We start from the raw sequence: 25,548 nt of genomic DNA on the forward strand, positions 1-25,548 counted from the left end.
CAACGGCAGGCAACGCCGCGCCCGCGCCGGCCGCCTCGCCCTCGCCTGCGCCGACCCCGTCGGCAACACCTGCGCCAGCGTCGAAATAGCCGCGTCGCGCGACCGGGACCGGCCGCGATTTTTTTCGCGGCTGGAACGGCTTGCGCCCTTAAAACGCCATCGCGGCACACCAGTTGTTAAATCGGATGGCGGAGATATCTTTCCCTCCGCCGTGATATTGGTCGAACCCAGGGGACGGGTTCGCTTAGTCCTCAATCTCAGGCCCCGTATGGTTTAACCGCGATGCGCGCCGTCGTCGCCGTCCTGTTGCTTGTCACCGCCGTCCACGCCGCCCTGTGGGGTCTCTTCCAGGAGAAGCAGTCGGCGCCCGATTTCCGTGGCACGCTGCCGAGCCTGTCCTATACGCCCTTCGAGCCGAAGCACACGGTCGTCGATGGCGATGCCGACAAGGTACGCGCCGACCTGAAGAAGCTCTCCACGTTAACGCGCGCGGTCCGTGGCTACTCCTCGACCGAGGGCAACGAACTGGTGCCGCCGATTGCTGCCGAATTCGGCATGAAGGTTACGATTGGCGTGTGGATCGGCACGGATGCCGACCGCAATAGCCGTGAACTTGCGGCCGCTGTCGAGCTTGCAAAGAACAATAGCAACGTCACGGGCATCGTCATCGGCAACGAGACCATCTATCGCGGCGAGCAGGTTCCGATCGAGAATCTCGGTCCGATACCGAAGCTCAAGCCAACCCCTGAAGAGAACGAACGCTATATTGCTGAATCTGCGCGCTTCCTTCGCGAAGAAACCCCGCGCATCGATCAGGAAGAAGAAGGACGGCTTCAAGACGCCAAGGCGCAGCCCGAGGACAAGCGGGATGAAGCCGTTAAATGGGCGATTGCCGAAAACAACGTGCATCGGCTGATCAAGGTGATCCAGCGGGTCAAGAAATCGGTGAGCGTTCCCGTCACGACGGGTGAAATCTGGAACATCTGGCGCGACCATCCGCAGCTCGCCAATTCGTCCGACTTCGTCGCCGCCCACGTGCTGCCCTACTGGGAAAACTTCACCGACAAGCAGGCGGTAGATCAGGCGGTCGACCGCTACAATCTGCTGCGCGACTCCTTCCCCGGCAAGCGCATCCTGATCGCCGAATTCGGCTGGCCGAGCCAAGGCTACAATCTGCGCAGCGCCGTGCCTGGCGCGTTCCAGCAGGCCACGGTGCTGCGCAACTTCGTCGCTCGCGCCGACGCCATCGGCATGGACTACAACATCGTCGAAGCCATCGATCAGCCGTGGAAGTTCTTCGAGGGCGGCGTCGGTCCCTATTGGGGCATCCTCAATGCCGATCGTGAGGCGAAGTTCGCCTGGACCGGTCCGATCACCGATCCGAACTACTGGAAGATCGCGCTGGTCGCCGTGCTGGTCGGGTTGTTCATGTCGCTGCCGATCCTGCGGCTGGACCAACCTACCGTGATGCAGGCGCTGGTGCTGTCGGCCGCCGCCAACGGCGTCGGCGCCTGGGTTGCGACCGTATTCTCCTACTGGACTACGCACTACTTCGTCTGGGGCTCGGCCTTTGCGCTCAGCCTCGGCCTGGTGCTGCTGGTTCCGCTGGTGCTGATCGCGATGGCGCGGATCGAGGAGATCGCGGCGGTGGCCTTCGGTCGTGGCCCGCGCCGGCTGATCGGCAAGAGCGCGCCGCTGGCGCCGGCCACGATCGGCGAGAACGTGAAGTTTCCGAAGGTTTCGATCCACATCCCGGCCTATTTCGAGCCGGTCGAGATGCTGAAGCAGACGCTCGATGCGGTGTCGCGGCTCGACTATCCGAATTTCGAGTGCGTCTGCATCATCAACAACACGCCCGATCCCGACTTCTGGCGGCCGATCCAGGATCACTGCCGGCTGCTCGGCGAGCGCTTCAAGTTCATCAACGCCGAGAAGGTGCAGGGCTTCAAGGCCGGCGCGCTGCGCATCGCGATGGAGCGGACTGCGGCGGACGCCGAGATCATCGGCATCATCGACGCCGACTACGTCGTGCATCCGGACTGGCTCAAGGATCTCGTGCCGGCCTTCGCCGACCCGCGCGTCGGCCTCGTGCAGGCGCCGCAGGAGCATCGCGACGGCGACCGCTCGCTGATGCACTACATCATGAACGGCGAGTATGCCGGGTTCTTCGATATCGGCATGGTCCAGCGCAACGAGTTCAACGCCATCATCGTGCACGGCACGATGTGCCTGATCCGCCGCGCCGCGATGGACAAGGTCGGCGGCTGGTCCTCTGACACGATCTGCGAGGACACCGATCTCGGCCTCTCGATCCAGCAGGCCGGCTGGCTCACGCACTACACCAATGTGCGCTACGGCGAAGGCCTGCTGCCCGACACCTACGAGGCCTTCAAGAAGCAGCGCCATCGCTGGGCCTATGGCGGCTTCCAGATCGTCAAGAAGCACTGGCGGCGTTTCCTGCCCGGCGCCAGCCGGCTGACGCCCGATCAGCGCCGCGAATTCTCGCTCGGCTGGCTCAACTGGCTGGGCGCGGAAAGCCTCGGCGTCGTGGTTGCGATCCTCAATCTGATCTGGGTGCCGATCGTTGCCTTTGCCGACATTGCGATCCCCGACAAGATCCTGACGCTGCCGATCATCGCCTCCTTCGTCGTCTCGCTGGTCCATTTCGTCGCGCTCTACCGGTTGCGCGTGAACATCAAGGCCGGCCAGATGGTGGGCGCCATGATCGCGGCGATGAGCGTGCAGTGGACGGTGTCACGCGCGGTGGCGCAGGGCCTGATCACCGAGCATCTCGCCTTCGCCCGCACCTCCAAGGGCGGCCTGTCGCGGATGTCGATCGAATTCCAGGCGTTCTGGGAAGCCGTGATCGGCGTGCTGCTGCTGATCGGCGCGACCGTGCTGGTCGTGACCAACGGCTACAAGCAGGTGCGGGAGATCTACATCTTCGCCGGCGTCCTGGTGTTGCAGAGCCTGCCATTCCTGGCGGCGGTCGCGATCGCGATCCTGGAGAATTCGCGGATCAACGAGTTCGCATTCTGGCGCAACAGCGCCATTCGCGCCGCCGAACTGATCGGGTTGCGCCCGGTCAGCCTGCCCTCGGTCGCCGCCCCGCAGCAGCCGGTCGGCTCGGAAATCCGCCACGACAGCTAGCGCCTGATCCGGAAAAGTGCGCAGCGGCTTTCCGGAAAGATCATACGCAAACAAAGTCAACTTCAAGAAACGGCCCTAACCTCGCGGGCTGGAACAGCAAATCCGCCGCGACGGTGCACAACTGACCGTCCCTCGGCTATTGACCCGATGGGCCCCGCCCCCTACACAGCGCGGGCTGAAGCATGATCCGGAGCGGTTTCACCGCTCGGTCCGGATCGGATGTTCAGGTGAGTGAGCGCGTAGCTCAGGCGGTAGAGCACGTGACTTTTAATCATGGGGTCGAGGGTTCGAGTCCCTCCGCGCTCACCAAATTAAATCAATCACTTAAGACAGAAACAGACCCAAGCCAGCCGGAAGTCGGTTCGGATCGCGCACACACCATGCACACTGGGCGTGCCCGGTATGGCCTACTTCGCCGCGGCGATAGTAGCCGATGCGATGAACGCCGGCCGGCAAACCTGAGCCAGGCTGATCCGACTGGCACTGAACTTGCGATTTCGTTCTGTGCTGGGATTGCAGTCCCCAGATTGAAACAGGGCGCCGCCGGGACAAATCATTTCGGGCCCGGCGGCGTACTTTTTCGAGACGGTCGGAACAGCATGCCGCCGCCGGCGGGATGCCCGGCCGCCGGCCAGATCAACGAACCGGCGGGTTGTAGCGATCCCAGATCACGGTTCTCGAGACACTCTGCGCCGATCGCGAGATGGCGTCGTCGAACCTGTGATAACGGTCGAACTGCTGCTGCTCATCGCGCAGCTGCGGCTCTTGGGCAGACGGGTAAGGACTATTCGTACCGTTCCAACGATCAGATCCCGACACGACGCAACCCCATCTTGGTTCAGATGCAGGCTGGTTAGCACCGTTGCGCGGGTAGCCCTGTATCGTCGCGGCAACAGCGCCGGCAATCCGCGCAAATATGAGCACACGGATTGTTTCCGTGCTTCTCAGCACGTGAACAGTGCCCCAACCTTTGATTTCGGTGCGATGTCAGGAGCCAGCACATGAAACTTGCCGGGGCAGTCGCAGTTTGGCTCGTGCCTTGCGTCCTTGCCGCAACTGCCAATGCACAGAGCTGCCTCACGGGCCCCATCAAAACGAAGGACGGCTCCTTGCAGACGTGGACCGTCGTCAATCGCTGCGGCGCACCGGTGACACTGCGCTATTCGCTGACAGGCCCCCTCGGCAAAGAACCAAGAAGCGCAACCGTCTCTGCCTGCAGCAGACAGCGGATCGTGCAGACCTTCGAGACAGATCAGATCGATTTTCTCAACACGACCTATGGTCCAGGCTGGGAGAAAATTTGCCCGTCATTGGACGATGAGGTTCGTCCCCAGAGACGACCGGAAAAATCGACCAACGAAGCAGATCAGATCCCTTTCCCATCCATCAGCCCGCCGCCCCTGACCGGTCCCAAGCCGATAGGCCCTGCGGGAGGGAAACCGATTCCCAAAGGATAGCCTCAGAGCTGTAGAATCAATCGGGCATGCTTCAGCACCGCGGCCCGATCAGCGTCGACCGAACTTCACGCTGCCGGGGATGACAAAGTTGCAGCCGTGCGGGGTGCTCCATCATCGCAAATGCCCGGCACGCCGCACGCTCAGGGATCGACCGTGAGCGGCAGCTCGCCCTGACCGCCGGTCCAGTCAATGATCTCGACCTGGAGCCCGCGCTTCAGCATCTCCGACTCGAGGCTGCCGGCGTGGCGTTTCCATTCGGGCGTGGCGCGGACGCGGAATTTCGGATCTTCGCCGTTGGCCTCGAATTCATCGTCGGCCCTGAGCGCGCCGCGGACGGCCTCGTACATCATCTTCAGGCTGGCGTCGGTGAAGGCGCCGTAGTCCATCGGTCGTCTCCTTCGGCACTGTCAGACGCAAAAGGCCGCCACGTAACTTCCCGTGGCGGCCTTCTGCTAGCGGCCCATCCAGACGGACAAGGACGAGGTTGCGTGAGTCGGGTTAACGAAACGTTGTTGGCGCGGCGTCGTCGCTTCATGGCGTCCGCCCACAAGGAAGGGCCCCGCCGAAGCGAGGCCCTTCTCGTAATGCAGCACAATGTGCTCAGGACTTGCTAGTCGTCCCAGTCATGACCACGGATCACGAAGCCGCGGTCGCGATCGTAGTCCCGGTGATGGTTGTACCAGCCATGGTGCCAGCCGCGGTCGTATTCCCGATAGACGCGCGGACCGTCATAGCGATGGCCGTAATAGTCGCGGTCGCCGCCGATATAGACGCCCACACCCTGTGCGCTGGCAATGGTCGGTGCCGCGATCGAGAGTGCCGCAACGGCGGCAAGTGCGTAAGTAAGCTTCCTCATGACATCCTCCTTCCAGTACGGGTGATAACGACTGGCGTCCGCGCACGTTGCAGGAACAAGTTCGGAACTTTCCTGAACGCCTGTTCAACATCGTGGCGAGGTCGACGTGATCAGCCCTTATGTTGAGGAACCCTCGACAGCGTGCGCCGCCGGGAACACGCAGGCTTCCTGCACTCAGATCATGATGCGGTCGAAGTCGATGGCAACCCGGGTGTTCCGGAAGACGCTCGTCGCCTCCGCCAGAATGTCCTCGTCCGGGTAGCGGCCCGAGATGTGCGTGAGGACGAGTTGCTTGACCCCGCTCGCTGCGGCAAGCGCGGCTGCTTCGCTTGCGGTCAAATGTCCGTACTCACGCGCGGTGGCTGCGTCACGCGCGAGAAACGTCGCCTCGATCACCAGCACGTCGGCATCTCCAACGTGTTCGGCCAGCCCCTCGGTGGTTTCGGTATCACCGACAATGACGAGCTTCTTTCGTCCTTCGGCGGGACCAAGCACCTGCTCCGGATCGATGGTGCGGCCGTCATCCAACCTCACCTGCCGTCCCTCCGCGAGCTCCTTCCGAATAGGCCCATCCGGCACGCGCAACGCCAGCAGCCGGTCGGAGAGGAGGTGCCGGCGTATCGCGCTCTGGAAGGAAAACGCGAAACTGTCGGTGTCCCGGTGACGGACCGGGAAACAATCGATGGTGAATTCGCCGGCGTCGATGACGCGGCCCTCGGTCAACGGCACCAGATCGAGCGGGATCGGCGCTCTGCCCTCGCCCCACAGCCCTGCCAGCATGCGCACGACGACATCGAGCGTGCCGGGCCCGCCATGAACGGTCATGGCATCCGGACTTCGCCGCAACCGAAGGGTCGAAAACAGCCCGGGAATGCCGAGCACGTGATCGAAATGTCCGTGGGTCAGCAACAGGTGATCAAGCCGCCGAAAGCCGGCGCCACTCCGCAGCAGCTGGCGCTGCGTCCCCTCGCCGCAATCGACCAGAATCCGCGTGCCGGCCGCCTCGACGAGGATGCCCGGGTGATTGCGCTCGGAAGACGGCACGCTTGCCGACGTTCCCAGAAAAGTCAGCGCGAACATCGCAACACCTGTTGTTGTCGCCGGCCGACGGCTCCCTGCCACCGGGATGAAGCATCTGATGGCAGTCTCGCCCTGCGTATTCAAGCGCCTCGATGCCCGTGACGACGACGAGATGAGGGTGGCACTGCCAGCGGGACTCGAACCCGCGTCAACCGGCTGAAAACCGGTTATCCTGACCGCTAGACGATGGCAGCATGTTTCGGTTTGAAGGCGCGCGGCAGCTCCGCTCGCTGCCGCTGTGAGATGGCGCCCGGAAATGGAATCGAACCACTGACGCGCACGCCTTCAACGTGCCGCTCTACCGCTGAGCTATCCGGGCGAGGTTTGGGAGGTTGCACACGTTGATGGTGCGGACACCGGGAGTCGAACCCGGGCCGCAAGAATGGCGCTCTCGGCGACGACCGCAATCTTTTGTCCGCGGATTTGGCGGGTAACCCTGGAATCGAACCAGGCAGGCGCACAGGCGCAGGCTTTACAGGCCCGCTCAGTCCCCAGACTTGGCGTTACCCCAAACTCGGCGTTACCCGGAAATATGGCTGCCCCGGCACGACTCGAACGTGCGACCTCCGCCTCCGCACGGCGGCGCTCTCATCCACTGAGCTACGGGGCAACAGCCAGCCGGCGGCAACTCGCCGCCGGCTGTCACTTTTCGAGTTCGACGTCCCAGTACAGATAGTCCGTCCAGGACTCGTGCAGGAAGTTCGGCGGAAACAGACGCTGCGCCGCCACGAGGTCGTGCTGCGTCGGCTCGAACGGCTCCCGCAACGGCTTCTGACGAAACCGGTCCTTCCGCATGTTGCAGGGACTGCACGCTGCGACGATGTTGGTCCAGGACGTCTGCCCGCCATCGGCCCGAGGCACGACGTGGTCGAAGGTGAGCTCTCCGCGGAGGTGCTGCACGCCGCAATACTGGCAGCGAAAGCGATCGCGGAGGAAGACGTTGAAGCGCGTGAACGCAACCCGCGTCTGCGGCTTCACGTACGCGCGCAACGCGATCACCGACGGCAACCGCATCACCGTCGACGGGCTGCGGATGACCTGGTCGTATTCCGCGACGACGACGTGCGATCCACGCACCACCGCCCTGACGGCGTCTTCCCAGCCGGACAAGGACAGCGGGAAATAGCACAGCGGCTGGAAGTCGGCATTCAACACCAGCGCCGGATTTGCGGCGAACATCGTCGACCTCCATCAATTTGATTGCGTCATCGTCCTGCGAACGTGTGTGTGTGTGTGTGGCGCCTCCGACGGGAATCGAACCCGCCAATGCTCGATCGACAGTCGAGTCCCGTCACCAGCTGGGTCCGGAGGCAATTTGGTGCGGCCGCCGAGACTTGAACTCGGATGCATGAGGCGCGCGCCCCTCAAGCGCGTGTGTCTACCGTTTCCACCGCGGCCGCAGCGACTTGAGCTTTCGCAACGCTGACTGACTTGCGGCGCGAAAGCCTTCGTATCGAAGGAACGGCCATGCCGGCCTCCTGTGTTGTGTTGGTGCACGCTGCTGGAATCGAACCAACTGCCACTCGCTTATCAGGCGAGGCCCTCACCGGTCGGACTAGCGTGCGTTGATGGTACGCGCTGACCGGATCGAACGGCCGACATCCTGTATGTAAGACAGGCGCTCTACCGCTGAGCTAAGCGCGCGAAATTTGGTGCATCCGAATGGGCCGGAGGAGCTACCGCGCGATCGATCGCGTTACGCGCGCGCTGCGCCACACCGGCGAGAGAAATTTCACAAACGGCCGGGGCCGGCCCGGCCAATACAAAAACCTTCGCTGCCTGAAACCACCGCTTGCCGCTCCACTGAAGGAGACCGGTACCGGTCAGCGGATCGCCTTATGTCCTCGCGGGGGCGATCATCCCGTATCGAAATTGCTTCACGCAATCGAACGCTCGCCGCGTCGATGCGGCTGGGTTCGGTTGAGGTAATCGAGGTAGATCTTGCGGGCCTGAGCCTCGGTGACCTTGCGGCGCGCCACGACGATACGCACGAAGGCGCGCGCGACCGGCGAGGAGAAAATCCTCTGCTCGGCAAGGTTCTCGAGACCTGTGGTATTGTTGGTGCGGGCCATCTGCCCTCTCCGCCTGATTTGGCGGAGGGTGAAATTCCCGCCGCCGGTTACGCTCTTGCTGGTATCGCTAGCCCTGAACCGGGCAGATAATTCGGACCATCCTTCGTCACGGACATGCGCGACCAATCGCTCGCCCGGGTAAACGGACGTTCGATGGCGGCGAGCGCGACGATGTGTGAGCGTAGGCGCAACACGGTTCGGTCCTCAGAGCGCGGCAATTCAATTGCCGGCGGATTCGATGGGGCAGCGGTATGCGCAGAAGTCGGCGAATCCGTCAAGGCCCCCTGCTCCGCGCGATCATCGGGCGAGGCGTCCGTTCCGGGGCGCCACCGGCGGTTGGGCGCGGCAGCTAACTCCCTCAGGACACGAGCGATTTGATCGGGGTGGCGCGCGCAACCTTCACTGCGGCATCATGACCGGAAAAAAATTCGCCGGGCGCTTCCGCGCTCGCGCGAAAATCGATGACTGAACGCATCGGATGGCGCGTTTGCGGCGACGGAGTCTGTCCGCTGGATCGCGCCCGCGCCGTTGCCCTCTCAATCGGTTCACAGCCTCAAGCATCGGAACAGTTGCGCGAGCGCGGTGTTGGCGGATTGGGCGCGGCGCTCGATCAGCTCGGCTGCGTTGGCGTAGTTGCGTGCCAGTATCTTCAGCGCGCGGCGGGCGTCAGGGAGTGTAGATTGCTCCGCCATCTCAAGGCATTGGTGCTCGAAGTATCTGAGCTCCTCGAGTTCGGTCATTGCGAATCGTCCGATTGGGTTCTGCATTTTCGATCTCAGTGCGCGCGCGACCTAGTGAAAGTTAGGCAAGTTTGTTGCCGGCCCCTGACGATCTGGTCGGAATGTTTCTGGACGCATGATTTGACGATCACTGCTCCGTGACGGGGATCGACGCGTGCCGTGCGGATCTACAGGCGCGTCCAGTCGCTTTGGAATGCGGAGATCTTGCTGCGCCGGTCACGACGTCTTGACCGGAGTGCGGGCGAATCGTTCGTGCCGCTGCTCCAGTTCGCAGCAGTGAGGCCAAGATGGTCCGGACTAGGCCCAAGCCAGACCTGCAGCGACGGCCGCGTCATCATCGTCGGTCGTGGTGAGCCGCCTGCGGCGCGTGCTGTCCTTTGCGCGACGATGACGAACGCCGAACCGGTACAGCGCCGCCGGTACCTGCCGCAACATGTCGCGCGCGAAATCGACGGCCTGCCGGACGACGGCCACGACCGTCGCCACGCGCGTGAACAAGCCGACCAGGAAGATCATCGAGAAGATATCGATATAGGCCAGCATGTCGCCAACCAGCATCAATTCGGGAGGAAGCGGAATCCGGTGCAGATAGGCGGCGATCAGGATGACGACCGGGATCAGCGCAATCAGCTTCCGGATCGTCAGCCGGTCGAGCAAGGCGGCGAGCTCAACGACCAGGATCTGCCAGAGCCAGTCGCCAAGCGCAGCCAGCTTGTCGATCGTCCAGGTCTGCCACAATGGCTGCCACAGCTGCTGCCAGATCCGTTTCCACATCGCGGCGTCTGCCTGGTCGTCCATGCTCGGGGGGCAATAACGGCGGCTACGGCTTCGACGACGCCCCGCTGCCGTCGCCGTCGACCGCGGCGTCCTGGGCATCCGCAGAATCGGCCGACGGAAAAATGCGCTCGTAATTCGCGCGGGCCTCGCGGATCAGGCGCGCACGCTCCCGCTCGGATTTCGAAATGAACCTGATGATCTCGCCCATATGCTCTCCAACGCAGGGGGCCAATTATCCAACCACAGGCAATGCAACCATCGTGCCTGATGGGCGTACGGCCGACATTCTTGCTCGGCTCACCGGACCGCCCGCGGCGGCATGCGCTGCTGGCTGAACGCCACGCGCGGATTGACGCCGCAATAGGCATCGCGGCCCGAGGCCGACGCCTGGCACTGCTCGTAGGTCTGGTAGCCGCAATAGCCGGGATATCCCTCCTGCCTGCCCTGAATGCACCAGGGGTAAACGTAGGGATCAGCCGCAGCCGGCTGTGCGGAACCGACAATCCAGCTGGTGCCGAGCGCCGCGAATGCCAGAATTGCCCAATTCGACCTGCGCATGATCCTGCTTCCTTTTCGATCGGCGCCCAGCCGTTGATGTAGGTACGCAGGCAAGATCTGCGAGGTTTCCAGCCGCCGCCTCAAGAAGCTGTGAGATTTGCTGAACGCTCGTTCACGGCATCGACAAGGCCGGCTGACCGGCGTCGACCACCGGGTCCGTCGCCGCTCTGCCCGGGGACACCGAGGGCATGTGGTTAACCGGCACCTAATCAGACGCGCGCGGTTGAAATCTGCAATTTAAGCGCGCTGCAAGACGCCTCCCCTAGTCTTCGGCGCAGCTCACCGCAACGGACGACGACACCCGGACAGGTTCGTCGCAAGGGGGATAATCATGCGCAGCGCGCTCATTGCTTCAATGATCCTGTCACTTGCGGTCGGACAGGCGGTTGCCGGACCCCGCACGTCGGGATCATCAGATGCGTCCGCTCCGGCACCGACCGGCGTCGAGACCTATCGCGGCTACGTGTTCGATCTCTCCGAAAACGCCGACCGCAAGGACGTCACCACCATTGCCGACATGGTCCGCCGTCAGCTCGACGTCGTGGAAACCGCAGGTTTCAGCCCGAAGGTGTTGCAGTTCCTCCATCGGGTGCCGATCGTCGCGAGCGAGATGGCGTGTCTCGACGAAGGTGCAGCGGCGGCCTGCTATGGCCTGGCGCCGCCGGAATGGGACCGCGCCAAGACCCGCGACATCACCATCTGGGATCACGACAAGCAGCAGTGGACAAATTCGGACCCGCTCGCGCTGGCCCTCGATTCCGGCATCGGCATCATCAGGTTGCGCCCGAACATGATGCGCTACGCGAAGGACCCGGTGCTGCTGCACGAATTCCTTCATGCCTATCATGCCCGGCTGCTGCCGAGCGGCTATGAGAACAAGGCAATCAAGGGCTTCCTCAGCCAGGCCAAGTCAAAGGAGCTGGTCGCCAAGGAAGCCTACGCGTTGAAGAACCAGCAGGAGTTCTTCGCGGTGACAGCGAGCATCTTCCTTGCCGGCAAGGATTCCGAGCACGAACCCTACACGCGCGCCACGCTCAAGGAAAAGATGCCGGACTACTACAAGTATCTTGTCGGCCTGTTCGGCACCGATCCCGAGGAAACCAGCGTCACGCCGGTCGCATCGGCCAACTGAGTCAGGATCCCACAAAAAAACGAGGCCCGGTGTGCCTAGGAGCCCGGGCCTCGTTTCTGATGTCCCCCGCCTCAGTGGCGGATCAGGTGTCGTGGTTACGCGAGCTTGTCCGCGCGATCCATCCCGGATGATTACGGGGGTCAGGCGGAAGCAGGTCTCACTTGCTGTAGCTGTAGAACCCCTGCCCGGTCTTGCGGCCGAGATGGCCGGCATCGACCATCTCCTTCAGCAGCGGCGCCGGCCGGTATTTGGGATCGTTGAAGCCGGTGTAAAACACCTCCATCACCGACAGCATGGTGTCGAGCCCGATCAGGTCGGCGAGCGCGAGCGGGCCGATCGGATGGTTGCAGCCGAGCTTCATGCCGGCATCGATCTCCTCCGCGGTCGCGATGCCCTCCTGCAGCGCAAAGATCGCCTCGTTGATCATCGGGCACAGGATGCGGTTCACCGCAAAGCCCGGGCTGTTCTTCGCCGTGATCGCGACCTTGCCGACGCGCTTGGCGAAGGCTTCGGCATTGGCGACCGTGTCGTCCGAGGTCTGCAAGCCGCGGATCAATTCGAGCAGCGCCATCACTGGCACCGGATTGAAGAAGTGCATGCCGATGAAGCGGTCGGGACGATCGGTCGAGGCCGCAAGGCGGGTGATCGAGATCGACGAGGTGTTGGTCGCGACCAGCGCGCTCGGCTTCAGCCCGGCGCAGAGATCCCTGAGGATCTTGATCTTCAGCTCCTCGTTCTCGGTCGCCGCTTCGATCACGAGATCGCAGGCCGCGAGCTTGGACTTGTCGGTGGTGGCATCGATGCGCGCAAGCGTCGCGTCGCGATCGGCCGCGGTCATCTTCTCCTTGGAGACCAGGCGATCGAGACTGGTCCCGACCGTCTTCAGGCCGCGTTGCACCGCCGCGTCGGAGATATCCACCATGGTGACAGCGAGCCCCGCTGCCGCGCAGATCTGCGCGATGCCGTTGCCCATGGTCCCGGCGCCGATAATGCCAACCGTCTCAATCATTGCATTGTCCCTCGCAGCTAGCGCGGCCGCATCGGCCGCGTCCTCAAAACGGCGGACCGTGGGGTCCGCGGATGGCGCAGGAATAGCAGTCCGGCCGGATGGCCGATACAGGGGATGCCGGTATCCTGGTGAGGTTTATTCGGGGCGCGGGGGCAGCGGCCGCCGTGGCGGGACGGCGGGGCGCGATGGCAAATCGGTACGCGGGGGATCGGCCATCCGCGAAGGCTCGAACACGCGATTGAGCCGCACGATCCACCAGGCCATTCGCCCGTAGCTGCGGCGCAGTGCCGATCCGAATCCCTCGTCGATGTCCTGGTCACGATCCATACCCCTATCATTAACGTGCATCATTGAAGGAACGGTGAGCGCCATCACGTGCTGCGGCGATATTCGTTAGGAACTTGGCAACTATTTCGCGCAAGCCTTGCTGGGTTGACGGCGCGGGTGCCGGTAATCTCCCGGATTGCGTATTGAAGACCCCGCGCCGCAGCATCGCCATATCGGCGCGACTCGCATTTAGTTGATCGAATTTTCCGCGGACCGCCGCGACACAAGGAAATTAGACGACGAGGGCTACGCCCATGCTTGCTGAGAAATTCTTTTTGCTGCTCGAGACATTGCTCAACGGCCAGACCCATTCCGACGGAAGCCCGCGTGTGGTGAGCACCTCGCCTCACATCCCGGTCGAGCTGCCGCGCAAAGTCCAGCCGAAGCTCAGCCTTCCCCGCTAGGCTGCTTGCCGGCAGCGGGTCAATCGCCGCGGCCTTGCGGCGGCTCGCGACGTTTGCTGCGCTAGCTGGCAGCGTCGTCCCGTTCGCCCGTGATCCAGCTCATAGTTGGTTCAAGTCGGACCACGCTACACCACTCCCGCAACGAGGTGGTGCAGCCATGGACTGCAAGAGCGACAGCAAGATTGATTTCGCCGGCATCGCCGTCGCCATCTGCGTCGCCGCATGCACAGCGATCATGCTTGCCTGTCTCGCCCAGGACGATCTCGGCCTGACCGCCACGCAAACGCGTAAGCTCGCAGTGATGGCTGCGCTGTTCCTCGCATTGCCGATCGTGCTGGATTTCCTGCGCACGCGACCCGGCGACGCTCGCTGAGTCCGGCCGCAGCGCACCTGCTGCATCCCGATCTTCCCCGCCGTAAACGCGCCTGCGCAACATAGCGCTAGGTGAAGCAACGCGAATCAGCGTTACTTTACAACTGACCACTAGGCGGGATTTGGCTGCATGACCCAGCCAGACGGTTTGGATCAGAATATTCGCGAACTGCAGGAGTGGCTGCGCAAGGCCTGGCAGCAACTTGCGGACCCCTCGCTCACCGCCTTCTCCCGCCGCGAACTGCGCAGCCAGATGAAGCAATGCAACGCGGATTTGCACGTGCAGCTGCAAGCCATGTCCAAACGACTTAGTCAGCCCTTGCCGGCGGGCAGAGCATTCGTCAGGCCGGAGCTCCGGATCCTCGTCTAGCGCTCGTGCGCCTGTCATCGCGCCAAAATGCCGCGATCTCCTGCTGCATGCACGCCATACGCCCTCTCTGCTTGTGCAGGAACGCCCGACGAGGCACAGCAAAACCGCTCCGGAATGCCTATATTGGGCGCCGTATCGCGGCCAACGCCGCCAAAGCTCAGGGACTCCCGTGCTATATCTGGAACTTGCGATCGTGGCGGTCTTGATCGTCGTCAACGGTCTGTTGTCGATGTCGGAACTCGCGATCGTCTCCTCCCGCCCGGCACGCCTGGCGGCGCTGGTCGAACGAGGCGTCAGCGGTTCGCGCCGCGCGCTGGCGCTGGCCTCCGATCCCGGAAAATTCCTCTCCACGGTGCAGATCGGCATCACGCTGATCGGCGTGCTGTCGGGCGCCTTCTCAGGTGCCACGCTCGGCCAGCGCCTCTCGCAATGGCTGTTCGAGCTCGGTGTGTCCGCGAACGTTGCCGATGCGGCCGGTGTCGGCATCGTCGTCGGCGTGATCACCTATGCCTCGCTGATCGTCGGTGAGCTGGTGCCGAAGCAGATCGCATTGCGCGATCCGGAGTCCGTCGCCGTGCGCGTCGCCCCGGCCATGACGATGATGGCGCGGCTGTCGCTGCCGCTGGTCTGGCTGCTCGATCGCTCCGGCAAGCTGCTGCTGTGGGCGCTCGGCCATCGCGAGGACGCGCAGGATCGCGTCAGCGAGGACGAGATCAAGACGCTGGTGGTGGAAGCCGAAAACGCGGGCGTGCTGGAGCCCGGCGAAAAGGAGATGATCGCCGGCGTGATGCGGCTCGGCGATCTGCCGGTGGGCGCCGTGATGACGCCGCGCCACGAGGTCAGCCTGATCGACCTCGCAGCTCCCGCGCCCGAGATCCTGTCGACGCTGCAGAGGAGCAATCACTCGCGCTGCGTAGTGTTCGACGGCAACCGCGATCATGCGCTCGGCATCGTGCAGGCCAAGGACGTGCTCGACGTCTACCTCGCCGGACAGACGCCCGACATCCGCGCGCTGACGCGCGATGCGCCGATCATTCCGGAAACCGTCGACGCGCGCGACGTGGTCGCGATCCTTCGTGACTCCGCGGTGCATATCGGCCTCGTCCATGACGAGTACGGTACCTTCCAGGGCGTCGTCACCAGCGCTGACATCCTCGAGGCCATCGTCGGCGCCTTCCACACCGAGGAAGGCCCGGCCGAGCCTGCCTATGTCAGGCGCGACGACGGCTCCTACCTGGTTTCAGGCTGGATGCCGGCGCTCGAGTTCAGCGAACTGCTCGGCATCGCACTGCCCTCGCCGCGGCCCTACCAGACCGCGGCCGGCTTCCTGCTGCATGCGTTCGGCGCGATCCCGGATACCGGCGCGAAAACCACCGCGCAGGGCTGGGAATTCGAGATCGTCGACCTCGACGGCCGGCGCATCGACAAGGTCCTGGCGAGCAAGCAGGCGGCGGCCTGACATTGCCAGCCGGCCGGCCTGTTGATAACGGGCAGGACAGCGAAACAGGCGGCCGCTGTGTGCTATCGGCATAACGGCCGCCGAATCCCTTCGAGTGAACCCTCACGGAATTGATCCCATGCGCATTACCCTCGTCGGTTCCCGCCATTTCGGCGTGGCGACTCTGAACATGCTGCGCGAGCACCACGTCACGCTCGTCAGGGTGGTCGTCCATGACGGCGAGGACCGGCTGGCGGCAGCCGCCAGGGCGGCCGGCATCGAGGTCGTGGTCCAGGCCGATCCCAAGCTGGTGACAGCCGCCGAGATCGCGCCGGGCACCGAGCTGATCGTGACCGCCCACAGCCACGCGCGCGTCAGCAAGGAGGCGCTTGCCGTGGCCAAGCTTGGCGGCATCGGGTACCACCCGTCACTGCTGCCGCGTCACCGCGGCATCGCTGCGGTGGAATGGACCATCAAGGAAGGCGATCCGATCGCCGGCGGCAGCATCTATCACCTCGCCGATCGCATGGACGCCGGCGCTATCGCCGCCCAGGACTGGGTGTTCGTCAAGAAAGGCGAGACCGCCCGCGATCTCTGGGAGCGCGCGCTGGCGCCGCTCGGCCTGCGTCTGCTCGCCCAGGTCATCGACTACGGCAAGGTCAATGGCTCGCTGCCGGCCAAGCCCCAGGATGAGCAGTTTGCAACCAAGGCGCCCAATTTGAGCCCCGGCAAGCACTGATCCTGCGATCTGGTATCGAGATACCTCGATGCTGAAAGGCACGAGCGCCCGTTCCTGATCGGGAACCAGATTCAGCATGATGTGTTTGAGTTCACAGGAACAATCGGGGGTTCCCGCGACGCAGCAAATTTTGAACACATTGTGACAGGATAAGCCGCGTCATCACACGAAATTACAGGGATTTGATTCATGCGTTCGATCCGCATTCGCGACCTGATTTTGGTCACTTCGGTCGCTTCGGCTGCCGCCCTCACCGCTGCTCCCGTTTCCGCTCAGCAGCCCTATGACGGCCTTTGGAACGTCACCGTCGTCACCAAGACCGGAAGCTGCGAGCCGTCGCAGAGTTCGACCGTGACCGTCGCCGAAGGAAGGATCTCGGCGCAGGGCGCAGCGGTCTCCGGTACCGTCGGCAGCGGGGGACTTGTGCGGGTCTCGATCAATGGTGCATATGCGAACGGACAACTCAGTGGCAACTCCGGATCGGGGAAGTGGAATGGGGCATCAGCTGGCGTACCGTGCAGCGGCCGATGGGAAGCATCCCGTCAGTAAGATCACCAGCGTATCGAGTTTCTTCGCCATCACGCGGCGGCCAGCAATCGCAGCCGCCGCGTTTTTCGTGACCGTACTCGCAAGCACCGCGGGCCACGCCCAGTCCGGCCCGTTCGCCGGCATGGCCGGCACCTGGTCGGGCGCCGGCACGGTGACCCTGGACGACGGCTCCAGCGAGCGGATTCGTTGCCGTGCGACCTATCACGTCGGCGGGCCCAGGATGACCATGAGCCTGACCTGCGCCAGCGACGCCTACAAGTTCAACCTGGCGGCCGACGTACAGGCTGAAGGCAGCGCGGTCTCCGGCAACTGGAGCGAGACCAGCCGCAATGTCAGCGGCGACCTGCGTGGTCGCGGCGGCGGCGGCAACTTCCAGGTTGTTGCCAGCGCCCCCGGCTTCAACGCCGACATCTCGATGCGCACCTCAGGCAACAAGCAGTCGGTCACGATCAGGGCCGACAGCCAGTTCCGCGGCGCCAACATCACGCTGTCGAAGTAACCGGCCTTCAGACAACAACGCCCCCGGGATCCAAATCTCGAGGGCGTTTTTTATTGGCCATGCGATCGCTAAGCGGTGCGCGGCTTGCCGAGATTCTCGGCAGTCTGCTGGATGGTGCGGGCGATCAGCAGCGCCTGCTCCTTGTTGACCGCAAAGTCATGCACGCCTTTGTCCGTCGTCATGGAGATCACCATGATATCCGGCTGTTGCTCCGGCCAGCCGGTCGCGAACCCCGTGAGGAGCTCGGGCGCCTTTCGCATGTTGCTCTTGTTCATGTCTGAATGTCCTATGCTGCGGGAATGAACGCTGTGACCTCGATCTCGACCTTGGCGCGCTGATCGACCAGGCCGTCGATATAGAGCAGCGTCGACGGCGGGAAATTGCGTCCGAGCGTCTCCTTCCACGCCGCGCCGATGCCGGCGCCCGCAGCCTCGTATTCGCTGCGGCTGGTCAGGTACCAGGTCAGGCGGACGATGTGCTCGGGGCCGGCGCCGGCCTCGTTCAACAGCTTGATGATGCGCTTCAGCGCCGTCCCGACCTGCGCCGCCATCTCGGGCGCGTACTCGCCCTTCTCGTCGCCGCCGGTCTGTCCCGCGAGCACGATCCATTTGCCGGGAGCGTCAAACGCGACACCGTGCGAGAAGCCGCGGGGTTTCGACCAATCGGCCGGTTGCAAGACGCGCATGAGCAGATCCTCCTGATGTGATTTTTCTCGACCTGCTTAGCATCGATCACGCACCCTGCGCATCACCGCATCGGCAGATTTGCGCGTTGCAAATTCATGGCAGCTCGCCGATACCGGGCACCCCTCCTCACCGCGTTACCCAATATGGATCGCACGCCCTCAAAAACCCGCGCAGCGCTGTGGATGTCCGGCTGGCTCGCGCTGATGCTGATCGTGGCGGTGGCCGGCCGCGAGGCGACGCGCGAGGTCAACGTCTTCCAGCTGATGGCCGTTCGCGGCGTGCTCGGCTTCATGATGCTCTATCCGCTGATCCATATGAACGGCGGATTTGCGATCGTGAAGACCGCGCGGGTGCACGTGCACATCGCGCGCAACCTGATCCATTTCTGCGCGCAGCTCGGCTGGTTCTATGCACTGACCTTGATTCCGATCGGCCAGGTGGTCGCGATCGAATTCACCATGCCGATCTGGACCGCGATCCTTGCCGCGAGCTTCCTCGGCGAACGGATGACCTCCTGGAAGATCATTGCGATCGTGCTTGGCCTGGTCGGCGTGCTGGTGATCGTGCGGCCCGCGACCGGCGCGATCAATCCGGGCCAGCTGATCGCGCTCGCCGCGGCCGTCGGCTTCGGCGTCTCGGTCGCCGTTGTCAAATCGCTGACCCGAACCGAGCAGACGCTGACGATCATGTTCTGGATGCTGGTGGTGCAGTCGCTCGCGAGCATCGGGCCCGCGCTCTATGTCTGGACCTGGCCGCCGCTCTCGACCTGGGGCTGGCTCACCGTGATCGCGTTCTGCGGCACCTTCTCGCACTACTGCATGGCGCGCGCCCTGCTCCACGCCGACGCGACCGTGGTGATCCCGATGGACTTCATCCGGGTCCCGCTGACGGCGATCGCCGGATGGCTGATCTATGCCGAACGGCTCGACGCCTACACGGTGCTCGGCGCGGCGATGATCCTGGCCGGCAACCTGCTGAACCTGAAACCAGCAAGTGCAAAGGCCCCGGCGCGCGCAAGGTGACGCGCACGGCGCGCCACGGCCAACGCCGTTACATCCATGGCGGCAACGAGCCCCGGGGATCATCCAGGGCCGCTGGTCCCGGAAGCGCTACTTGCCGGCGGCCTTGCGCAGCGCCGCGTTGATGCGGTCCTGCCAGCCCGGACCGCCCGCCTGGAAATGCTCCAGCACGTCCTGATCGATCCGCAGCGTCACCTGCTCGCGGACCCCCGGGACCGCCGTCGTCTTCGGCACCGCGTCTGCGACCTTGGTGGTGGCGCGCTTGAACGCCGCCTCGGCTTCGCTACGGGCATCGTTCAGGGTTCGCGGTCGCCTCGGCTGATCGGCCATATCTTGGATTCCTGTGCCTCAAATTCCTTCAAACAACGCAGTTGAGAGATAGCGCTCCGAGAATGACGGCACAATCGCCAGGATGGTCTTACCCGCAGCTTCCGGTCGCTTGCCGATCTGCATGGCGGCTGCGATCGCGGCACCCGACGAGATGCCGCCGGGAATTCCCTCGTTGCGCGCCAGCGCGCGCGCGGTCTCGATCGCGGTCGCGCTGTTGACCTTGACGATCTCGTCGATCACGGAGCGGTCGAGGATGTCAGGAATGAAGCCCGCGCCGATGCCCTGGATCTTGTGCGGCGTGTGCTGGCCGCCCGACAGCACCGGGCTCTCTTCCGGCTCCACGGCGACAATGCGCAGCGACGGCTTGCGCGGCTTCAGCACCTGACCGACGCCGGTGATGGTACCGCCGGTGCCGACGCCGGCGACGAAATAGTCGATGTTGCCGCCGGTGTCGTTCCAGATCTCCTCGGCGGTGGTGCGGCGATGGATTTCGGGATTGGCGAGGTTCTTGAACTGCTGCGGCATCACAGCGTTGGGTGTCGTGCGCACCAGCTCTTCCGCAGTCGCGATCGAGCCCTTCATGCCCTGCGCGGCCGGGGTCAACACGATCTCGGCGCCGAGGAAGGCCAGCATCCGCCGCCGCTCGATCGACATCGATTCCGGCATCACGAGCTTGAGCCGGTAACCGCGCGACGCTGCGACATAGGCGAGCGCAATCCCGGTATTGCCCGAGGTCGGTTCGATCAGCACGGTGTCGGCGTTGATGATGCCGGCCTTCTCCATCGCCACGATCATCGCGGCACCGATGCGGTCCTTCACGCTTGCGGCCGGATTGAAGTATTCCAGCTTGGCGAGGATCGTCGCGTTGACGCCGTTGGCTTGCGGCAGTCTGCGCAGCCGCACGATCGGCGTGGAGCCGATCGCATCGACGATGGAGTCAAAGACGCGGCCGCGTCCGGGTTGCACTGCACTCGTTGTCGACGGCGCGTCCATCAAGCGGCTCCTGTTGCAGGATGTGCTGAAAATATAGGTCTTCTCTCATTAGAAGCAGCGCATCATAACGCGCAAGTGAGAAACCGCCGCGGCACAAATTCGTTGCATTGCAAAATAAGAACCTACGCAAATAACGTAAAACCTACGCATTTGTGTTGCGACAAGGTCAAACAAGTGCGTCTATATGCTTTCGTCAGGTGCAGCTCAGAACGCAAAGGGAGGCGCACAATGCCAGCACTTGCTGAAGTCCTGTCGACAGTCGTGTCGAGGCCCGATCCCCGCGGCAGCCATTTGCCGACCTGTCCGGTGTGTGCGGACTCCATGGTGGCGGCCGAAGCGTCGGCGTACCTTTTCGACAATCTGATCAGCTATCTCTGGACCTGCGACACCTGCGGTTACGGGTTCGTGACCAAGCACTCGGTGAAACCGATCGTGTGCAACTGATCACTTAAGCTCACCTTGGAGCAATGTCACCGCGCGCCCATCCGGCGCGCGTTTTCGTTCTGAAATCCTCGAACGTGCCGTTCGTCACCGCATCGCGGATGCCCTGCATCAGCTCCTGGTAATAGGCGACGTTGATTTCGGACAGCAGCATTGCCCCAAGTGTTTCGCCGGCACGTACGAGATGATGCAGATAGGCGCGCGCGTAGCTGCGTGCCGCCGGCCACGGGCTCTCCTCATCGAGCGGACGCGGATCGTCGATGTGCCGGGCATTGCGCAGGTTGATCTGCCCAAATCGGGTGAACGCCATGCCGTGGCGCCCGTTCCGTGTCGGCATCACACAGTCGAACATGTCGACGCCGCGCGCCACCGCCTCCAGAATGTCCTCGGGCGTGCCGACGCCCATCAGATAGCGCGGCCGATCGGACGGCAGCGCCGGCGCGGTCTCCTCGATCATCGACAACATCACCGCCTGCGGCTCGCCGACCGCAAGCCCGCCGATCGCGTAGCCGTGAAAGCCAATCCCGGTCAGCCCGCGTGCGCTGGCGTGCCGGAGATCCGGCACATCGCCGCCCTGCACGATGCCGAACAGCATGTAGCCGTCCGGCGCCGCCTCGAAGGCGCGCTTGGAGCGTTCGGCCCAGCGCAGCGAGAGCTGCATCGCGCGCTCGATGTCGGCGCGCTCCGCCGGCAGCCGCACGCATTCGTCCATCTGCATCGCGATGTCGGAGCCGAGCAGCCGCTGCACCTCGATCGAGCGCTCCGGCGACAGCTCGACCTTGGCGCCGTCGATATGCGAGCGGAAGGTCACGGCCTTCTCGGTCACCTTGCGGAGCTCCGAGAGCGACATCACCTGGAAGCCGCCGGAATCCGTCAGCATCGGGCCGCCCCAGCCGGTGAAGCGCTGCAAGCCGCCAAGTGCCGCAATCCGCTCGGCGCCTGGCCGCAGCATCAAATGATAGGTGTTGCCGAGCACGATATCGGCGCCGGCATCGCGTACCTCGCGCCAATGCATGCCCTTCATGGCACCGGCGGTGCCGACCGGCATGAATGCGGGCGTCCGCACGACGCCGTGCGGCGTGGTCAGGCGTCCGGTGCGGGCGGCGCCGCTTGTTGCGATCAATTCGAAATGATTGGGAACGGTCATGCGGCTGCTTATTGCGTGTCGCAAGTGCCCGATCAACCCGTCGGATAACGCCTCCCGCGCGACTTCGTGAACGCGACGGGCCGGGCCGACGCTTGCCCTGGAACCGCTCTTCCGCTAAACAAAACGAAACCGTATCGTTTTGTGTCGAGAATAAGGCGGCAGTTCTCGCCGCCGCGGCTGCAATCCGGCCGAAACCTGACTGACCGAGATGTTCTCACCCTCCAGCGCCCGGTCTGACGGCGTCCGCCATCGCATCACGGCCGCCCGCGTGATCCGGCAAATCACCCTGCTGTGCGGCCTCGTCCTCGCACTGACGGCGTGCAGCTCGCTGCCGCGGACGCCTTACACCGCCGCCGACGCCTCCAGTTCGCGGGTGCTCGATCTCGACGGCCTGCGCCGCTATGCCGACGAGCCGGCGTCCAAATTCAAGCTCGAGAAGAGCGACCTCGCCCCGATCAAGACCTATCTCGCCCTCTCCGGCGGCGGCGCCGACGGCGCCTACGGCGTCGGCGTTCTCAACGGCTGGACCGCGGCCGGCAACCGTCCGAGCTTTTCGGTCGTCTCCGGCGTCAGCACCGGCGGACTGATTGCGCCCTTTGCATTTCTTGGCTCGCGCTACGACGACACGCTGAAGGAGGTCTACACATCGGGCATCGCGGAAAGCCTGCTGCAGGACCCGAGCCTGATGCGGGTGCTGTTCGGCTCCGGCCTGTTCGGCAACAAGCGGCTGCGCGAACTGGTGGCGCGTTACGTCGGCCAGGACGTCATGAGCGAGGTGGCGCGCGAGAACGCCAAGGGCCGCAAGCTCCTGATCGTCACCACCGATCTCGACACCCAGCGCACGGTGATCTGGGACATGGGACGGATCGCCTCGGTCGGAACGCCCGAGGCGCTGCAGCTGTTTCGCGACGTGATGGCCGCCTCCGCCAGCATCCCGCTGGTGTTTCCGCCGATCATGATCGACGCCGAGGGCCAGGGCCGGCGCTTCCAGGAGATGCATGTCGACGGCGGCGTCACCGCGCCGGTGCTGACGCTGCCCGACGCGCTGATGTTCCGTGAACGCCGCTGGCCGGCCAGCGGCCGCATGGACATCTACATCCTCGTCAACAAGAAGCTCGAAGGAAACTTCCAGCTGGTGTCGAACTCGACGATCGACGTCGCCTCGCGCAGCATTTCGGCGATCACGCAGGCGCAGACGCGCTCCGTGATCCTCGCGACCTATGATTTCGCCCGGCGCAACCGGCTGGGCTTCCATCTGTCCTACATCGAACGTGATTATCCGGCGCCGGAAACCCAAGGCTTCGACACTGGCTACATGCGCGCGCTCTACCAGTACGGCTACCAGAAGGCCGCCGCGGGCCAGGCCTGGACCGCGACGCCGCCCTGAGCGGCCCGCCCCGGGTACCGCCGATTGGACGAATCCGCATTGCGCGGGTTATAGACCGGAGCGACCCGTCCGAACGCACAACGAGATGAATGGGCAATGGGATTGACGGCAGCCAAGGCCAAGGCGGCTAAACAGCCGGCCAAGCGCGGCGTGATCAAGTCACGCGGCGGCCGGCCGACCCGGGACGCGGCGATCGAGCGCGACCAGCGGCTGATCGAGGTCGCCACCCGCCTGTTCCTCGAGCGCGGCTTCGACGCGACGTCGATCGACGCGGTGGCCGAGGCCGCCCGCGTCAGCAAGCCCACCGTCTATGGGCAGTATGGCGACAAGCGCGGCCTGTTCGCCGCCGTGCTCCGGCGCGAAATTGCCCGCTGGCTGGCCCCGCTCGCCGCCGCGGCGGCCGAAATGCACGGCGACGGCAGCTGCGACGGCCTGGTCGAGGAGCGGTTGATCGATCTGGGACGCCAGTTGCTGGTGCTGAATTGCAGCGCGGACTCCATCGCCTTCAGCCGGATCCTGACCGCGCAGGCGATCAATTTCCCCGAGGTGGCCAAGCTTGCCGTCGACGAGGGGTGGTCGAAAGCCGTGTCCACGACGGCGGATTTCTTCGACCATCTGGTCGACAAGGGCGCTCTCGATCTCGAGGACACCACGATCGCAGCCGAGACGTTCCTCAACATGGTGGTCGGTCATACGCACCGGATGGCGACGTTCGGGATTCCGATCGACATGAAAGCCGCCGAGACGCGGATGGAAGTGTCGATCCGGCTGTTCCTGGCCGGCGCGGTCGGGCCGCGGGACCGGCTGCGCGACGCGGCCAAAGAGACCACCAAGGGCCGCCGCCGGCCGGCCCGCTGACAGTTCGATAGGATCGTTTCAGTACCCTACACGTTGCCGTGATGAGCCTTGAATGAAACAGAACGAAACCGTATTGTTTAGTTGCAAAGAGACGCCGGACCCGGTTCAGCCCCCCAAAGGGTTTTGTGTCGCCTTGTAACTTCGATCGTCACGACGGAGCAGCCGCCATCGCTTCGTCTGAACGTTCGGCGGCCGACCTCTGACAAACTAGGGGTCGGCCGCATCTTCTCGGCCGCCCGGCCGCTCAATGGCGCGGGGGCGCGTGCACGAGTTCGATACAGGTTCGACGATGAGGACAGGACGATTGCGCGCATCGAGGCATTGGTCATTGGGAATCTGGCTGCTTGCAGCCGCGCTGCTGGCCCTGCCCTTCGCTGCGCCGGCCCGTGCGATCACGAGCTCGGCTGCCGCAGCGCTCACCCCGCAGGACGGTGACAGCCCGCTCGACGTGCATGCGGTTCGCCGCGAGCTCGACAGCTTCCAGGCCGCCCAGATCTCGCTGCGCAAGGCGATGGCGATCGCGGAGGCGCTGCACACGGGTTCGATCACCGCCGACATCAGCTTCGACGGCGCAATGGAGCCCGCCGTCTACCGGGTCAAGACCATGCAGCGGGACCGCATTTGGCAGCACTCCATCAACGCCTCAACCGGCGAAGTCATCGGTGGCGAGGCTCCTTCGTTGCTGGCATCCCTCGACGCCGAAGACCGCGACAACCTCGCTGTGCTCAGGGCGCTCCGGCATCGCCTTGCCGATGCGGTGCGCGTCGCCGAGCACACGACCTCGGGAAAGGCGATCAGCGGCGGCCTGACGCGCGAGCGCGGCAAGCTCAATTTCGTCATCGTCGTGCTCGCCGGCAGCGATCTGAAAGAGGTGATCCTCGAGCCGCCCGGCCCGCGCCGGCGCTGAGCATGCCAAGTATTCCGTCGCCAAGTTTTCGCCCAAAAGCCGTTGACGGACGCCGATCTGTCCCGCATAAGTCGCGACCATGATCACCGCGACCAAACGCACCACCAAAACCACCAAGCCCTCTGGGGCCTCGGGAGGCGTGCGCGCGTAGTCGGTCGAACCGCATCATCTCTACCCGAAGCCCCGCCTGATGAAGGTCCGGGGCTTTTTTATTGCCTGCAACACAACAGCATGATCCGGAAAAGTGGGAA

The 25,548-nt window shown here is 64.0% G+C and carries 32 protein-coding genes and 10 tRNA genes; 17 read left to right on the forward strand and 25 right to left on the reverse strand.

The features are described 5' to 3' along the window. The 4 genes from H8A92_RS20725 to H8A92_RS20740 all read left to right on the forward strand — a co-directional run. Window positions 1-277: hypothetical protein (locus H8A92_RS20725; RefSeq protein ID WP_229197471.1), on the forward strand; the 277-nt coding region annotated here is incomplete at its 5' end. Window positions 278-282: 5 nt separating this feature from the next. Continuing rightward, window positions 283-3,150 carry a glycosyltransferase gene (locus H8A92_RS20730; protein ID WP_229197472.1) on the forward strand — a complete coding sequence of 956 codons (2,868 nt, stop codon included), beginning with the start codon at window positions 283-285 and terminating at the stop codon, window positions 3,148-3,150. A 233-nt stretch (window positions 3,151-3,383) separates the two neighbouring features. Beyond that, window positions 3,384-3,459, forward strand: a tRNA-Lys gene (locus H8A92_RS20735). A 692-nt stretch (window positions 3,460-4,151) separates the two neighbouring features. Next, the gene (locus H8A92_RS20740; protein WP_229197473.1) at window positions 4,152-4,607 is read left to right on the forward strand and encodes a hypothetical protein; all 456 of its coding nucleotides are present in this window, start codon (window positions 4,152-4,154) and stop codon (window positions 4,605-4,607) included. A 140-nt stretch (window positions 4,608-4,747) separates the two neighbouring features. Here the strand turns inward: H8A92_RS20740 and H8A92_RS20745 are convergent, their stop codons facing one another. The 18 genes from H8A92_RS20745 to H8A92_RS20830 form a co-directional block, all read right to left on the reverse strand. Further along, a complete protein-coding gene (locus tag H8A92_RS20745; RefSeq protein WP_163160236.1) occupies window positions 4,748-4,993 on the reverse strand; it encodes a hypothetical protein in 246 nt (81 codons plus the stop codon). Between the two features lie 224 nt (window positions 4,994-5,217). Then, entirely contained in the window at window positions 5,218-5,463 is a 246-nt protein-coding gene (locus tag H8A92_RS20750; RefSeq protein WP_229197474.1) for a hypothetical protein, read from the reverse strand. Between the two features lie 174 nt (window positions 5,464-5,637). Continuing rightward, complete coding sequence (locus tag H8A92_RS20755; protein ID WP_229197475.1) at window positions 5,638-6,543, reverse strand: ribonuclease Z; 906 nt, start codon at window positions 6,541-6,543, stop codon at window positions 5,638-5,640. A gap of 119 nt (window positions 6,544-6,662) precedes the next feature. Beyond that, a tRNA-Glu gene (locus H8A92_RS20760) sits at window positions 6,663-6,737 on the reverse strand. Window positions 6,738-6,787: 50 nt separating this feature from the next. Next, window positions 6,788-6,862 (reverse strand) — tRNA-Phe (locus H8A92_RS20765). Between the two features lie 26 nt (window positions 6,863-6,888). After that, a tRNA-Gly gene (locus H8A92_RS20770) sits at window positions 6,889-6,962 on the reverse strand. A 5-nt stretch (window positions 6,963-6,967) separates the two neighbouring features. Next, window positions 6,968-7,052 (reverse strand) — tRNA-Tyr (locus tag H8A92_RS20775). Window positions 7,053-7,076: 24 nt separating this feature from the next. Then, window positions 7,077-7,153, reverse strand: a tRNA-Arg gene (locus H8A92_RS20780). A gap of 32 nt (window positions 7,154-7,185) precedes the next feature. Continuing rightward, the gene (locus tag H8A92_RS20785; RefSeq protein WP_163160234.1) at window positions 7,186-7,722 is read right to left on the reverse strand and encodes an HNH endonuclease; all 537 of its coding nucleotides are present in this window, start codon (window positions 7,720-7,722) and stop codon (window positions 7,186-7,188) included. Between the two features lie 57 nt (window positions 7,723-7,779). Beyond that, a tRNA-Asp gene (locus H8A92_RS20790) sits at window positions 7,780-7,855 on the reverse strand. Window positions 7,856-7,859: 4 nt separating this feature from the next. Next, a tRNA-Leu gene (locus H8A92_RS20795) sits at window positions 7,860-7,943 on the reverse strand. Window positions 7,944-8,032: 89 nt separating this feature from the next. Further along, window positions 8,033-8,107, reverse strand: a tRNA-Ile gene (locus tag H8A92_RS20800). Window positions 8,108-8,112: 5 nt separating this feature from the next. After that, window positions 8,113-8,187: transfer RNA gene (locus H8A92_RS20805), tRNA-Val, on the reverse strand. Between the two features lie 233 nt (window positions 8,188-8,420). After that, a complete protein-coding gene (locus tag H8A92_RS20810) occupies window positions 8,421-8,615 on the reverse strand; it encodes a hypothetical protein (protein ID WP_229197476.1) in 195 nt (64 codons plus the stop codon). A 545-nt stretch (window positions 8,616-9,160) separates the two neighbouring features. Next, window positions 9,161-9,355 carry a hypothetical protein gene (locus H8A92_RS20815; protein ID WP_229184979.1) on the reverse strand — a complete coding sequence of 65 codons (195 nt, stop codon included), beginning with the start codon at window positions 9,353-9,355 and terminating at the stop codon, window positions 9,161-9,163. 297 nt (window positions 9,356-9,652) lie between these two features. After that, a complete protein-coding gene (locus tag H8A92_RS20820; RefSeq protein ID WP_229197477.1) occupies window positions 9,653-10,129 on the reverse strand; it encodes a hypothetical protein in 477 nt (158 codons plus the stop codon). A 46-nt stretch (window positions 10,130-10,175) separates the two neighbouring features. Continuing rightward, entirely contained in the window at window positions 10,176-10,340 is a 165-nt protein-coding gene (locus H8A92_RS20825; RefSeq protein WP_229197478.1) for a hypothetical protein, read from the reverse strand. A gap of 89 nt (window positions 10,341-10,429) precedes the next feature. Next, window positions 10,430-10,690: a DUF3551 domain-containing protein gene (locus tag H8A92_RS20830; protein ID WP_229197479.1), complete on the reverse strand. Its 261-nt coding sequence runs from the start codon at window positions 10,688-10,690 to the stop codon at window positions 10,430-10,432. A gap of 331 nt (window positions 10,691-11,021) precedes the next feature. Between H8A92_RS20830 and H8A92_RS20835 the strand changes: the two genes are divergently transcribed. Further along, window positions 11,022-11,822, forward strand: a complete 801-nt coding sequence (locus tag H8A92_RS20835) for a hypothetical protein (protein ID WP_420831346.1) — start codon at window positions 11,022-11,024, stop codon at window positions 11,820-11,822. A gap of 157 nt (window positions 11,823-11,979) precedes the next feature. On the opposite strand, the gene H8A92_RS20840 is transcribed toward H8A92_RS20835, so the two are convergent. Both H8A92_RS20840 and H8A92_RS20845 read right to left on the reverse strand, forming a co-directional pair. Then, window positions 11,980-12,831, reverse strand: coding sequence for a 3-hydroxybutyryl-CoA dehydrogenase (locus H8A92_RS20840; RefSeq protein WP_229197480.1), 852 nt, complete (start codon window positions 12,829-12,831; stop codon window positions 11,980-11,982). A gap of 135 nt (window positions 12,832-12,966) precedes the next feature. Then, window positions 12,967-13,158, reverse strand: a complete 192-nt coding sequence (locus H8A92_RS20845; RefSeq protein ID WP_229197481.1) for a hypothetical protein — start codon at window positions 13,156-13,158, stop codon at window positions 12,967-12,969. Between the two features lie 254 nt (window positions 13,159-13,412). On the opposite strand from H8A92_RS20845, the gene H8A92_RS20850 reads away from it, so the two are divergent. From H8A92_RS20850 to H8A92_RS20880, 7 genes are all read left to right on the forward strand, one after another. Beyond that, window positions 13,413-13,562: a hypothetical protein gene (locus H8A92_RS20850; RefSeq protein WP_229197482.1), complete on the forward strand. Its 150-nt coding sequence runs from the start codon at window positions 13,413-13,415 to the stop codon at window positions 13,560-13,562. A gap of 157 nt (window positions 13,563-13,719) precedes the next feature. Further along, entirely contained in the window at window positions 13,720-13,935 is a 216-nt protein-coding gene (locus tag H8A92_RS20855; protein ID WP_229197483.1) for a hypothetical protein, read from the forward strand. A 129-nt stretch (window positions 13,936-14,064) separates the two neighbouring features. Continuing rightward, complete coding sequence (locus tag H8A92_RS20860; protein WP_229197484.1) at window positions 14,065-14,304, forward strand: hypothetical protein; 240 nt, start codon at window positions 14,065-14,067, stop codon at window positions 14,302-14,304. A gap of 169 nt (window positions 14,305-14,473) precedes the next feature. Next, entirely contained in the window at window positions 14,474-15,763 is a 1,290-nt protein-coding gene (locus tag H8A92_RS20865) for a hemolysin family protein (protein WP_229197485.1), read from the forward strand. A 118-nt stretch (window positions 15,764-15,881) separates the two neighbouring features. Next, window positions 15,882-16,481 carry a formyltransferase family protein gene (locus H8A92_RS20870; RefSeq protein WP_229197486.1) on the forward strand — a complete coding sequence of 200 codons (600 nt, stop codon included), beginning with the start codon at window positions 15,882-15,884 and terminating at the stop codon, window positions 16,479-16,481. 189 nt (window positions 16,482-16,670) lie between these two features. Then, window positions 16,671-17,030 carry a hypothetical protein gene (locus H8A92_RS20875; RefSeq protein WP_229197487.1) on the forward strand — a complete coding sequence of 120 codons (360 nt, stop codon included), beginning with the start codon at window positions 16,671-16,673 and terminating at the stop codon, window positions 17,028-17,030. A gap of 67 nt (window positions 17,031-17,097) precedes the next feature. After that, window positions 17,098-17,529, forward strand: a complete 432-nt coding sequence (locus H8A92_RS20880) for a hypothetical protein (RefSeq protein ID WP_229197488.1) — start codon at window positions 17,098-17,100, stop codon at window positions 17,527-17,529. Between the two features lie 68 nt (window positions 17,530-17,597). Here H8A92_RS20880 and H8A92_RS20885 read toward each other — a convergent pair whose 3' ends face one another. Together H8A92_RS20885 and H8A92_RS20890 are read right to left on the reverse strand one after the other, a co-directional pair. After that, window positions 17,598-17,804 (reverse strand): hypothetical protein, encoded by a 207-nt coding sequence (locus H8A92_RS20885; protein ID WP_229197489.1) that lies wholly within the window; start codon window positions 17,802-17,804, stop codon window positions 17,598-17,600. A gap of 11 nt (window positions 17,805-17,815) precedes the next feature. Next, window positions 17,816-18,214: a RidA family protein gene (locus H8A92_RS20890; protein ID WP_229197490.1), complete on the reverse strand. Its 399-nt coding sequence runs from the start codon at window positions 18,212-18,214 to the stop codon at window positions 17,816-17,818. Between the two features lie 144 nt (window positions 18,215-18,358). Here H8A92_RS20890 and H8A92_RS20895 point away from each other — a divergent pair, with 144 nt between their 5' ends. Next, window positions 18,359-19,237, forward strand: coding sequence for a DMT family transporter (locus tag H8A92_RS20895; RefSeq protein ID WP_229197491.1), 879 nt, complete (start codon window positions 18,359-18,361; stop codon window positions 19,235-19,237). 87 nt (window positions 19,238-19,324) lie between these two features. Here the strand turns inward: H8A92_RS20895 and H8A92_RS20900 are convergent, their stop codons facing one another. After that, window positions 19,325-19,564, reverse strand: a complete 240-nt coding sequence (locus H8A92_RS20900) for a BrnA antitoxin family protein (RefSeq protein ID WP_163156906.1) — start codon at window positions 19,562-19,564, stop codon at window positions 19,325-19,327. Window positions 19,565-19,582: 18 nt separating this feature from the next. Then, window positions 19,583-20,557, reverse strand: coding sequence for a cysteine synthase A (gene cysK, locus H8A92_RS20905; RefSeq protein ID WP_229197492.1), 975 nt, complete (start codon window positions 20,555-20,557; stop codon window positions 19,583-19,585). A 228-nt stretch (window positions 20,558-20,785) separates the two neighbouring features. On the opposite strand from cysK, the gene H8A92_RS20910 reads away from it, so the two are divergent. Continuing rightward, window positions 20,786-21,001: a hypothetical protein gene (locus H8A92_RS20910; RefSeq protein WP_229197493.1), complete on the forward strand. Its 216-nt coding sequence runs from the start codon at window positions 20,786-20,788 to the stop codon at window positions 20,999-21,001. 10 nt (window positions 21,002-21,011) lie between these two features. Here H8A92_RS20910 and tgt read toward each other — a convergent pair whose 3' ends face one another. Continuing rightward, window positions 21,012-22,145, reverse strand: coding sequence for a tRNA guanosine(34) transglycosylase Tgt (gene tgt / locus H8A92_RS20915; protein WP_229197494.1), 1,134 nt, complete (start codon window positions 22,143-22,145; stop codon window positions 21,012-21,014). Window positions 22,146-22,353: 208 nt separating this feature from the next. On the opposite strand from tgt, the gene H8A92_RS20920 reads away from it, so the two are divergent. The 3 genes from H8A92_RS20920 to H8A92_RS20930 all read left to right on the forward strand — a co-directional run bounded on the left by H8A92_RS20920 (window position 22,354) and on the right by H8A92_RS20930 (window position 25,297). Next, window positions 22,354-23,532: a patatin-like phospholipase family protein gene (locus H8A92_RS20920; RefSeq protein ID WP_229197495.1), complete on the forward strand. Its 1,179-nt coding sequence runs from the start codon at window positions 22,354-22,356 to the stop codon at window positions 23,530-23,532. 96 nt (window positions 23,533-23,628) lie between these two features. Next, window positions 23,629-24,390, forward strand: coding sequence for a TetR/AcrR family transcriptional regulator (locus tag H8A92_RS20925; protein WP_229197496.1), 762 nt, complete (start codon window positions 23,629-23,631; stop codon window positions 24,388-24,390). A gap of 328 nt (window positions 24,391-24,718) precedes the next feature. Further along, the gene (locus H8A92_RS20930) at window positions 24,719-25,297 is read left to right on the forward strand and encodes a PepSY domain-containing protein (RefSeq protein ID WP_233285547.1); all 579 of its coding nucleotides are present in this window, start codon (window positions 24,719-24,721) and stop codon (window positions 25,295-25,297) included. Window positions 25,298-25,548: the final 251 nt, after the last annotated feature.

It is taken from the genome of Bradyrhizobium acaciae (assembly GCF_020889785.1).
Lineage (GTDB): Bacteria > Pseudomonadota > Alphaproteobacteria > Rhizobiales > Xanthobacteraceae > Bradyrhizobium > Bradyrhizobium acaciae.